Source organism: Nitratireductor sp. GCM10026969 (assembly GCF_042660605.1).
Taxonomy (GTDB): domain Bacteria; phylum Pseudomonadota; class Alphaproteobacteria; order Rhizobiales; family Rhizobiaceae; genus Chelativorans.
In genome coordinates this window covers 1-10321 of the sequence record NZ_JBHSUM010000147.1, presented here as the reverse complement: position 1 = coordinate 10321, position 10321 = coordinate 1, and the positions used below count along the sequence as shown (strand labels likewise).

The window sequence follows — 10321 nt, the reverse complement described above, 5'->3', positions numbered from 1 at the left end:
CCGCCCTGCGCCGGCAGCGCATCACCCGGCCGTTCATGACGGGCGTCCGCGCGATCGATCTCTTCACCCCGCTCTGCCACGGCCAGCGCATGGGTGTCTTCGCCGGCTCGGGGGTGGGCAAGTCAACACTGCTCGCCATGCTGGCGAAGGCCGAGGCCTTCGATACCGTCGTCGTCGCCATGGTCGGCGAGCGCGGCCGCGAGGTGCGGGAATTCCTGGAAGACACGATCGGCGAAAAGAGCATGGCAAAGACCGTCGCCGTGATCGCAACCAGTGACGAGACGGCCATGATGCGCCGCCGCGCTGCCGACACCGCCATGCGCGTGGCCGAATGCTTCCGCGACCGTGGCGAAAGGGTGCTGCTGATCCTCGATTCGGTGACGCGCTACGCGCATGCCGCCCGCCAGGTCGCCATCGGCGCCGGCGAACCGCCGGTGGCGCGCGGCTATCCCGCCTCGGTCTTCACCGATCTGCCGAAACTCCTTGAGCGCGCCGGTCCCGGCGAAAACGGCCAGGGCTCCATCACTGCCATTCTCTCCGTCCTCGTCGACGGAGACGACCACAACGATCCCGTCGCCGACTGCGTGCGCGGCATCCTCGACGGCCACGTGGTGCTGGACCGGGCAATCGCCGAGCAGGGGCGCTACCCGCCCGTCGATCCGCTCGCCTCCATCTCGCGGCTCGCCGACCGCGCCTGGACGCCGGACAAGCGGCTTCTCATCCAGCGGCTCAAGGCCATGATCGCCCGTTTCGAGGAAACGCGCGACATCCGCCTTCTGGGCGGCTTCCAGGCAGGGCTCGATCCCGAGCTGGACCAGGCGGTGCGCCAGGTGCCGGTGATTTACGAGGCGCTGCAGCAAAGCCCCGGCGACCCGCCCACGGCCGACCCCTTCGCCGAGCTTGCCGCCCGGCTCAAAACCAAGGAGACATCCCGTGACGGATAAGCTTGCCGGCCTCGTCCTGGCGGATGCAACATCCGTTGAAGACGTGCCCGAGGAAGACGCGGAAAAGCCGGGCCTCTTCAGCCGCCTGTCCGGACATGTTGCGCAGGCCGGCAGCCATGACTGGCTCGTGGCCGGCTGCGGCATCGGCCTGGCGGCGGTGTGCGCGCTTTTTCCCTGGTACATCTTCTTCAACCAGGACAGCTTCGGGGTCAGGCCGCTCCGGTTTTCCGCAGCCACGTCCCGCGACGGCCCCGGCGGCGTAGCCGCCCTTGCCGCCCTCGCCGACGAGCGCATCCCCCTGGCGCGCGATGCCATGCCGCGGATCGATTTCCTCCCCACCGGAACGGTGCCCGAGGCGCCTTTCGACGCGGACGACATTCCCGAACAGCCCTTCCCCGGCGACAAGCTGAGCTACCGTCTGATCGACGCCGGCAACGGCCGGGCGATGATCGAGGACGAGGACGGCTTCTGGATCGTCCAGCGCGGATCTCTCCTGCCCGACGGCAGCCGTGTCGCGCAGATCGGCACCCGCGACGGAAGTTGGGTGCTGGTCACCTCGGATGAAAAGGAGATCCGGCTGTCGCGCTAGCCGTGCCGGCGCAAGGCCCACGCAAGACTGGCTGCCTATCGTCGGCTTCGAAACTCATGGGAGTCGCCATGCAGCCCGTCAATCTGTTCGATCTTGCCACGCAGCAGGCGCGCTGGCTGTCCGTGCGCCAGACGGCGGTGTCCGGCAACATCGCCAATATCAACACGCCCGGCTACAAGGCGCTCGATGTCGAGCCCTTCGAAAGCGTGCTCGACAACACCAAGGTCGCGATGGAGGCGACCCATGCCGTGCACCAGAAGACCGGCGCGACGCCCTCTTCCATTCTTGTCGAGGCGCAGGAAGACCCGAAGCTTCTGCCCTCCGGAAACAGCGTCGTGTTGGAGGACGAGCTGATCAAGGCGGGAGAGGTCCGCCGCGCCTTCGAGCTCAACACGGCCATCGTCAAGTCCTTCCACCGCATGATGATGATGACGGCGAGGAGTTGAGGAAATGAGCGACGCCCTTTCCGCCGCCCTCAAGGTTTCCGGCTCCGGCCTCATGGCCCAGTCGGAGCGCATGCGCGTGGTCTCGGAGAACCTCGCCAACGCACAGTCGACCAGCGACATCCCCGGCGGCGATCCCTACCGGCGCAAGACCATCAGCTTCGCCGCCGAACTGGACCGCACCACCGGGGGAGCGATGGTGGAAGTCTCGGCCATCGCCCGCGACCCGACGGAGTTCCCCATGGAATACCTGCCGGGCCACGAGGCCGCCGACGCATCGGGCTACGTCAAGATGCCCAATGTGAACATGCTGGTCGAGATCGCCGACATGCGCGAGGCCGGCCGCGGCTATGAAGCCAACCTACAGAGCATGAGGCAGGCGCGCGAGATGATTTCCATGACCATCGACCTGTTGCGGAGCAGCTCATGATCACCGGCCTCGGCAACGTAACACCCCTTTCCGGCACGCAGGCTCTCCTGCCGGAAGCGGGTACGGTGCGCTCGACCACTGGTGACGCCTTCTCCGAGATGGTGAGCGAACTGGCCACCAGCACCGTAGCACGCCTCGAGAGAGCCGAAGGCGTTTCGCTGCAGGCGCTCGAAGGCGAGGCGGACACGCGCGCCGTGGTCGACGCGGTGATGAGCGCGGAACAGTCGCTCCAGGCGGCGATCGCCATCCGCGACAAAATCGTTACCGCCTATCTCGAAGTCAGCCGCATGGCGATCTGAAGGAAGTAGCCCATGAAAGCCCTGTCCATCGCCGCCACCGGCATGACCGCCCAGCAGACCAATCTCGAGGTGATCGCCAACAACATCGCCAACATCAACACCACCGGATTCAAGCGCGCCCGCGCCGAGTTCTCGGACCTGCTCTACCAGGTCGAGCGGCTGCAGGGCGTGCCGGAGCGGGCGAACCAGGCCGTCGTCCCCGAAGGCGCAAACATCGGCCTCGGCGTGAAGACCGCCGCCGTGCGCAACGTCCACATCCAGGGTTCCCTCAGCAACACCGGCAACAAGTTCGACCTGGCGCTGGTGGGCAAGGGCTGGTTCGAGATCGAGGGCGCGGACGGCGAGCCGCTTTACACCCGCGCCGGCGCCTTCAACACCAACGCCAACGGAGAGCTGGTCACCGTCGACGGCTTCCCCGTCACGCCGGCGATCGTCGTCCCCGAAGACGCCGTGGACGTCATCGTCAACAAGACCGGCCAGGTCTTCGCCCGCATCGACGGGCAGAACGAGTTGCAGGAGCTGGGTCAGCTCACGCTTGCCACCTTCTCCAACGAGGCCGGCCTTTCGCCCATCGGCAACAATCTCTTCCGCGAGACAGTTGCCTCCGGCCCCGCCAATGTCGGCGTGCCGGGCGATCCCGGCTTCGCCACGATCGAACAGGGCTATCTGGAAGACTCCAATGTAGATCCGGTGAAGGAGATCACCGAGCTGATTTCCGCCCAGCGCGCCTATGAGATGAACTCCAAGGTCATCCGTGCAGCCGACGAGATGGCCGCCACCGTAACCCAGTCGATACGCTAGACCGATGCGCCGCCGATCTGCAGGAAGACGGTTTCGGTTTGCAGGGCTCGCCGCCGCCCTCGCCCTTGTCACGGCCTCCGCCGCCGCGCAGGAGACCGTGGTCGTCCCGCTGCGCGTCATCTATCCGGGCGAGACGGTTTCGGCCAATGCGCTCAACGAGGTGACCCTGCGCCGCCGCCAGAAGGGCATGGCCGCGATTGCCCGCGCGCCCGGGGATCTCGAAGGGAAAGTCGCCCGCCGCACATTGCTGCCAGGGCGCCTGGTGCCGCTTTCCTCCGTCCGCGAGGCTTATCTGGTCGAGCCGGGCACGGCGGTCACGGTCATCTTCAGCGAGGGAGCGCTGACCATCTCGCTCACTGCCGTGCCGCTGGAATCGGGGGCGGCAGGCGACCTCATCAAGCTGCGCAACATGGATAGCGGCGCCGTCATCACCGGCATCGTCATGGCCGACGGCACGGTCAGGGTCAGCGCCTCATGATCCGGCGATTGCTGCTCACCGGTCTCATCGTTCTTTTCGCCGCCGCGCCCGCGGCGGGTGCTTCGCGCATCAAGGACCTCGCCGAACTGCAGGCCTCGCGCGACAACCAGCTGGTCGGCTACGGCCTGGTGATCGGCCTCAACGGCTCGGGCGACAGCTTGCGCAACGCGCCCTACACCGAACAGTCCATGCGCGCCATGCTGCAGAACCTGGGCATCGCCACCGAGGGCGGCAGGGCGCGCGCCAGGAATGTGGCGGCCGTCATCGTGACCGCCAATCTGCCGCCCTTCGTCCAGTCCGGCGCACGGATCGACATCAGCGTGTCCTCCCTCGGCGACGCTTCCTCGCTTGCCGGCGGCACGCTCGTCATGACGCCGCTGAGAGCCGCCGACGGCGAGATCTATGCCGTGGCTCAAGGGGCGGTCGTCGTGTCGGGCTTCTCCGCCGAGGGCCAGGCCGAGACCCTGACCCGAGGCGTTCCGACCGCCGGCCGCGTGCCGAACGGCGCGGTCGTCGAGCGCACCGTCAAGGCCGCCTTCAACGACATGCTGATGCTCACCCTGCAGTTGCGCAATCCTGACTTCTCCACGGTCGTGCGCGTCACCGACGCGATCAACGCCTATACGAAGAAGCGTTTCGGGGCGCGGCTGGCGATGGAGCAGGATTCGCGCACGGTCAACATTCGCAAGCCGAAGAACATATCCGCCGCCCGTTTTTATGCCGAAATTGAAAACCTCGTCGTCGAGCCGGACGCGCCGGCGCGCGTGGTCGTCGACGAAAGAACCGGCACGGTGGTGATCGGCAACGACGTGCGAATCTCGCGCGTCGGCATCAGCCACGGGGCGCTCACGGTTCGGGTCACCGAAATGCCGCGCGTCGTCCAGCCGGAGCCGTTCTCATTCGGCGAAACCGAAATCGAGCCCTACACGGTCATCGACGCCGACCAGCCGGACGCCCGCGTGGCCGTGCTCGACGGACCCGATCTGCAAACGCTCGTCTCCGGCCTCAACCGGCTGGGCGTGAAGCCCGACGGCATCATTGCCATCCTGCAGGGCATCAAGTCCGCCGGTGCGCTGCAGGCCGAACTCGTGCTGCAATAGGAGCGATCCATGCGAAAGCGCTTACGCATGACAAAGACGGCGAACCGGGCGGGGAAATCGTTTCTCTCCGCCGCGCTCCTGGCTGTGCTGCTCGCGCCGGGGACGGTCCGTGCCGCCGACACCGGAGACGAGGTCCAGCGCTTCTGTACGAACATCGCGGACGCCGCGCGCGACCGCCGCTACATCCTGCAGACCGAGGAACTGGAAAGCCTGCGCGGAGAGATCGACGCCCGCATCGCGGCGCTGGAGGAAAAGCGCGCCGAATACGAAGCTTGGCTCGCGCGCCGCGATGCCTTCCTCGCCCGCGCCGAGGGTGACCTCGTGCAGATCTATTCCAGCATGCGCCCGGATGCGGCCGCCGAACGCCTGGCGGAAGTACGCGTCGAACTCGCCGCCGCCATCCTGATGCGCCTGGAGCCGCGCACGGCCGGCCTCATCCTCAACGAGATGAACAGCAAGTCCGCGGCGACGCTGACCACCATCATCGCCAGTGCGGCCCGTCCCGAGGATCCTTCATGAGACCGCCCGCAGGCGCCGCTCTCATTGCCGCCGCACTTGCGCTGGGCGGCTGCACGACGGCCGAGGAGCTGGGCCGGGCGCCGAAGCTGTCGCCGGTGGGTGCAGGCGCCGAACCCACCATGCTGCCGGCCTACCACTACCCGAACGAAACGGAGCCGCCGCTTGCCCGCTACTCTCTCTGGAGCGATCGGCAAAGCCGGCTCTTCACCGATCCGCGAGCGTTGCATGTCGGCGACATCCTGACCGTCGAAATCAGGATCAATGACAAGGCACGTTTTGAAAACGAATCCATGCGCTCGCGACAGGCCGCCCGCGACCTCGGCGTCTTTGGCTCCTTCAGCACCGGCAGTCCGAGCGGCAGTGCCAGCGGCAATGCCCAGGCCCAGGGCGAGATCGGATCCGGCACCTCCACCGACTCCGAAGGCAGGACCGAGCGTTCCGAGGATCTGAAGCTGGTCGTCGCTGCCGTGGTGACCGACAAGCTGCCCAACGGCAATCTGCGGATCTCCGGCACCCAGGAGGTGCGGGTGAACTATGAGCTGCGGGTGCTCACCATCGCCGGCATCGTGCGCCCCGCCGACATCGGCCCGCACAACACCGTTTCCTACGAGCGCATCGCCGAGGCGCGGATTTCCTATGGCGGCCGCGGGCGCTTGAGCGAGGTGCAGCAGCCGCCCTACGGCCAGCAGATCCTCGACACGGTGCTGCCCTTCTGACGGAGAGACAAAGCGTGGCACTGGTTCTCGAAGACAAGCAGAAGGCCAAGGGCCCTCCCCTCGTGCTGCAGGTTATCGCCCTCATCGTCGTCACGGCGCTGGCGGTCGGCATGGGCTGGGTCACCGGCGGCTACCTGGAGGCAAGGCAGGCGCCCGCCTCCGAGCCCGGCACGATCAAGGAGGAGGAGCCCGCCGCACGCGGAAACGATGGACCGGCAGGCCCGGTCTCGGTCGCCGCGCCTGCGGTGATCGACCTCGACCCGATCACCACCAACCTGGCCGACCCCACCGAGATCTGGGTGCGCATGGAACTGGCTGCGGTTTTCGACGGCGCGCCGGACCCTGCGCTCGCGCGAAAGGTCCACCAGGACATCCTCGCCTATATCCGCACCGTGAAGCTGCGGCAGATCGAAAGCGCGAGCGGTTTTCAGCACCTCAGGGCGGACCTGCGCGAGCGCGCCCGCATCCGCAGCGAAGGTCGCGTCGACGACATCCTGATCAGGACATTCCTTTACGAATGAAGCGCACCCTGCTCACCCTTGCCGCCTGGATCGCGGCCACCGTTCCCGCCGCCGCCCAGACGCTCGATTTCGAGGCGCTCGCCGGCAATGCGGACGGCACCACGGTGGGCTACATCATCCAGCTCTTCGGCCTGCTGACCGTCCTGTCGATCGCGCCGGGGATCCTCATCATGGTGACGAGCTTCACCCGGTTCGTCATCGCCTTCGCCATCCTGCGCGCCGGCATGGGCTTGCCGACCACGCCGGCCAATCTCATCCTCATCAGCCTGGCGCTTTTCATGACCTTCTATGTCATGGCGCCCACCTTCGACCGCGCATGGAACGAGGGGGTGCGCCCGCTGATGGACAACGAGATCTCCGAATCGGTGGCCATGGAACGCATTACCGAGCCCTTTCGCGATTTCATGGCCGACAATGTGCGCGAGGAGGACTACACCCTTTTCGCCGATCTCGCGGTCGAGCGCGGGGGCGTGGAGACATCAGCCGAAGCCGCGGACCTGCGCGTCCTCATCCCGGCCTTCATGATCTCTGAGATCCGGCGCGGTTTCGAGATCGGTTTTCTCGTCGTCCTTCCCTTTCTGGTGATCGACCTGATCGTCGCCACCATCACCATGTCCATGGGCATGATGATGCTGCCGCCGACCGTGGTCTCGCTGCCCTTCAAGATCCTGTTCTTCGTGCTGATCGACGGTTGGAACCTGCTCGTGGGCAGCCTCGTGCGCTCCTTCTTCTGAGCCGCACCGCCCGAGCACCTTCACAATTTGGTAAGAAATTGCAGCCATAACGCCAGGCCAAACGCAGGGCGGAGTGAGCTTCACGAGGCTCACCGGCATGATGCCCCTCCGCCCTACCGGCCGGCCCGGTATGTCCCTTTTCATGCACACTCGGGGACACTTTCCCATGTCAAGTCTCAACACCAATGCCGCGGCGATGACCGCGCTGCAGACCCTCAACTCCATCTCCAAGGACATGGCGACGACGCAGTCGCGCATCTCTACCGGTCTGCGCGTGAACGAGGCGTCCGACAACGCCGCCTACTGGTCGATCGCCACCACCATGCGCTCCGACAACAAGGCCAACTCCGTGGTCCAGGACGCGCTCGGCCTGGCCGCCGGCAAGGTCGACACCGCCTACACGGCGATGGATTCGGCCAAGGACGTCGTCGACCAGATCAAGGAGAAGGTCCTGCTCGCCAAGACCTCGAGCTCCGAGGATCGCACCAAGATCCAGAGCGAGATCACGGCCCTGCAGGCACAACTCACGGAAACGGCCGGCGCGAGCTATGCCGGCACGAGCCTGCTGACGACCGACTCGACGGCGGCGACCACCGAATTCAGCGTGATCTCGTCCTACAACCGTGATTCCACCGGCGCCGTCACGACCGGTGAGATCAACGTCACGCTCGCCGACATCCGCCTCATCGACAGCGGCGGTGCCAATGCCGGCATTCTGGACACCGAGTTCACGACCACCGGTGCCGGCGCCGCGACGGCCTCCGTCATGACGCTCGACGTCACCGCCGCCGGTCTGGACGAGACCGACTTCAACGACATGCTGACCGGGATCGAGACGGCCCTCGCCGACATCGCGACCGGTGCGTCCTCGCTGGGCGCCGCCAAGTCGCGCATCGATCTGCAGAACGACTTCGTTTCCAAGCTGGCGGATGCGATCGATCGCGGTGTCGGCCAGCTCGTCGACGCCGATATGAACGAGGAGTCGGCCCGTCTGTCCGCCCTCCAGGTACAGCAGCAGTTGGGCGTCCAGGCGCTCTCCATCGCCAACTCCAACGCCCAGAACATCCTGTCGCTGTTCCGCTGACGACAGCCTTCGTTCCGATCATGGAGATGGGCCGCGCACCGCGCGGCCCATTTCATTTTCGCACAAGCTTCGCGCCCTAGGCTTGCCCGGCAATCCGCTGGGAGCGTTGTCGACTTGCCTGAGCAGCTTCGAACCGTCGTCGAAAACCTAAAGAGCCTGGGGCCGCGCCGCCTCGCAATGATGGGAGGTGTTCTGGCCCTCGTGATGGCCGTCATCGTCACCGGCGCGCTCTATCTCAACAAGCCGGCCTACGAGACGCTCTATGTCGGGCTGGAGCGTGCCGACGTGAACCAGATCGGCCTCGTGCTCGGCGAGGCCGGCATCAGCTTCGACGTGAACTCCGACGGCACCGCCGTGCTCGTGCCGGCCGGCAAGACGGCCCAGGCGCGCATGCTGCTCGCCGAGAAGGGCCTGCCGACCAGCACCAATGCCGGCTATGAGCTGTTCGACAATGTCGGCTCGCTGGGACTCACCACCTTCATGCAGGAGGTGACGCGCGTGCGCGCGCTCGAAGGCGAGATCGCGCGCACCATCCAGTCGATCGCCGGCATCAAGGCCGCCCGCGTGCACATCGTCATGGAGGAGCGCGGCAATTTCCGGCGCGAGGCCCAGGAGCCTTCCGCCTCCGTGGTCATCCGCACCGCCGGCATCGAGGGTGTTGAGAAGGCCGCCTCGATCCGCTACCTCGTCTCTGCCGCCGTGCCCGGCCTGAACACGGAGAAGGTGACGGTGCTCGACTCCTCCGGCACGCTGCTTGCCGCCGGCGACGACCCGGCCAACAACACCGCCCAGCGCTCGATCGGCATCGAACGCACGGTGGAATCGCAGATCGAGGAGAACATCCGCCGCGCGCTTTCCCCCTATCTCGGCCCGGACAATTTCCGTGCCAGCGTGAAGGCCACGGTGAACACCGATGCGCGCCAGGTAGAGGAGGTCATCTACGATCCCGATTCGCGTGTCGAGCGCTCCGTCCAGATCGTCCGCTCCAACGACAGCGCCACCCAGGAAACCGCAGCCACGCCGACCACCGTGCTGCAGAACCTGCCTGAGGAGGAGACACCGGCCGGCGAACTGCCGCGCTCCTCCGAGGAGAGCGAGCGGCGCGAAGAGACCACCAATTACGAGATCAACACGAAACGGATCGCCACCACCAGCAACGGGTACCAGGTCAACCGCCTCTCCATCGCCGTCGTTGTCAATCAGGCCCGGCTCGCCGGACTTCTGGGCGAGAATGCCGCCCCGGAAGAGATCCGTCAGCGGCTCGACGAAATTCAGTCCGTCGTCGCCTCCGCGACCGGCTTCGACGAAGCGCGCGGCGACCTTTTGAACGTCGCCGCCGTCGAGTTCATCGACGGACTGGACGGGGTCGAGGTCCAGCCCGCGGGCCCCATGGCCTTCATGAACCGGCACGCCGGCACCATGATCAACGCCGCTGCCTTCGTCCTGGTCGCCTTCCTCGTCACCTGGTTCGGCCTGAAGCCTCTGGGGGCTGCGCTCGTCGCACCGGCAACGGCCGGCGCGGTGGAAAACGAGGCACAGGCGGCGTTGCCCGACCGTTCGGGCGAGCAGCGCCTGCCGGCCGCCGGTGGAGCGGATGCGGAAACCGCCGACGAGGAGGAGGCGGGTGACGGCTATCCGCTGAAGATCAGGCCCGCCCCGCAGG

At 66.5% G+C, this 10321-nt stretch carries 14 protein-coding genes; all 14 read left to right on the top strand.

Annotated features, from left to right (window positions below):
• On the top strand, positions 1-944 hold a 944-nt coding region (fliI, locus tag ACFP9U_RS20575), incomplete at its 5' end, for a flagellum-specific ATP synthase FliI (RefSeq protein ID WP_378624324.1).
• The gene (locus tag ACFP9U_RS20570; RefSeq protein ID WP_378624322.1) at positions 934-1533 is read left to right on the top strand and encodes a hypothetical protein; all 600 of its coding nucleotides are present in this window, start codon (positions 934-936) and stop codon (positions 1531-1533) included. The genes fliI and ACFP9U_RS20570, both read left to right, overlap by 11 nt.
• Before the next feature lie 68 nt (positions 1534-1601).
• Complete coding sequence (gene flgB / locus ACFP9U_RS20565) at positions 1602-1979, top strand: flagellar basal body rod protein FlgB (RefSeq protein WP_378624319.1); 378 nt, start codon at positions 1602-1604, stop codon at positions 1977-1979.
• Positions 1980-1983: 4 nt separating this feature from the next.
• Positions 1984-2406: a flagellar basal body rod protein FlgC gene (gene flgC / locus ACFP9U_RS20560; protein ID WP_378624317.1), complete on the top strand. Its 423-nt coding sequence runs from the start codon at positions 1984-1986 to the stop codon at positions 2404-2406.
• Positions 2403-2705 (top strand): flagellar hook-basal body complex protein FliE, encoded by a 303-nt coding sequence (locus ACFP9U_RS20555; RefSeq protein ID WP_378624316.1) that lies wholly within the window; start codon positions 2403-2405, stop codon positions 2703-2705. Before flgC ends, ACFP9U_RS20555 begins: the two co-directional genes overlap by 4 nt.
• A gap of 12 nt (positions 2706-2717) precedes the next feature.
• Positions 2718-3506, top strand: coding sequence for a flagellar basal-body rod protein FlgG (gene flgG, locus ACFP9U_RS20550; protein WP_322452295.1), 789 nt, complete (start codon positions 2718-2720; stop codon positions 3504-3506).
• A gap of 4 nt (positions 3507-3510) precedes the next feature.
• On the top strand, positions 3511-3984 hold the full coding sequence (gene flgA, locus ACFP9U_RS20545) for a flagellar basal body P-ring formation chaperone FlgA (RefSeq protein ID WP_378624314.1): 474 nt from the start codon (positions 3511-3513) through the stop codon (positions 3982-3984).
• Positions 3981-5084 carry a flagellar basal body P-ring protein FlgI gene (locus ACFP9U_RS20540; protein WP_378624312.1) on the top strand — a complete coding sequence of 368 codons (1104 nt, stop codon included), beginning with the start codon at positions 3981-3983 and terminating at the stop codon, positions 5082-5084. Before flgA ends, ACFP9U_RS20540 begins: the two co-directional genes overlap by 4 nt.
• Positions 5085-5093: 9 nt before the next feature.
• Positions 5094-5603, top strand: a complete 510-nt coding sequence (locus ACFP9U_RS20535; RefSeq protein WP_378624311.1) for a MotE family protein — start codon at positions 5094-5096, stop codon at positions 5601-5603.
• Complete coding sequence (gene flgH, locus ACFP9U_RS20530; protein WP_378624309.1) at positions 5600-6319, top strand: flagellar basal body L-ring protein FlgH; 720 nt, start codon at positions 5600-5602, stop codon at positions 6317-6319. The genes ACFP9U_RS20535 and flgH overlap by 4 nt, the downstream gene beginning before the upstream one ends.
• Positions 6320-6333: 14 nt before the next feature.
• Positions 6334-6840 carry a flagellar basal body-associated FliL family protein gene (locus ACFP9U_RS20525; protein ID WP_378624307.1) on the top strand — a complete coding sequence of 169 codons (507 nt, stop codon included), beginning with the start codon at positions 6334-6336 and terminating at the stop codon, positions 6838-6840.
• Positions 6837-7574: a flagellar type III secretion system pore protein FliP gene (fliP, locus tag ACFP9U_RS20520; protein WP_378624306.1), complete on the top strand. Its 738-nt coding sequence runs from the start codon at positions 6837-6839 to the stop codon at positions 7572-7574. Before ACFP9U_RS20525 ends, fliP begins: the two co-directional genes overlap by 4 nt.
• Positions 7575-7740: 166 nt before the next feature.
• Entirely contained in the window at positions 7741-8658 is a 918-nt protein-coding gene (locus ACFP9U_RS20515; RefSeq protein ID WP_378624304.1) for a flagellin, read from the top strand.
• A gap of 114 nt (positions 8659-8772) precedes the next feature.
• Positions 8773-10321, top strand: a 1549-nt coding sequence (gene fliF, locus ACFP9U_RS20510) for a flagellar basal-body MS-ring/collar protein FliF (protein ID WP_378624302.1), incomplete at its 3' end; no start/stop codon positions are given.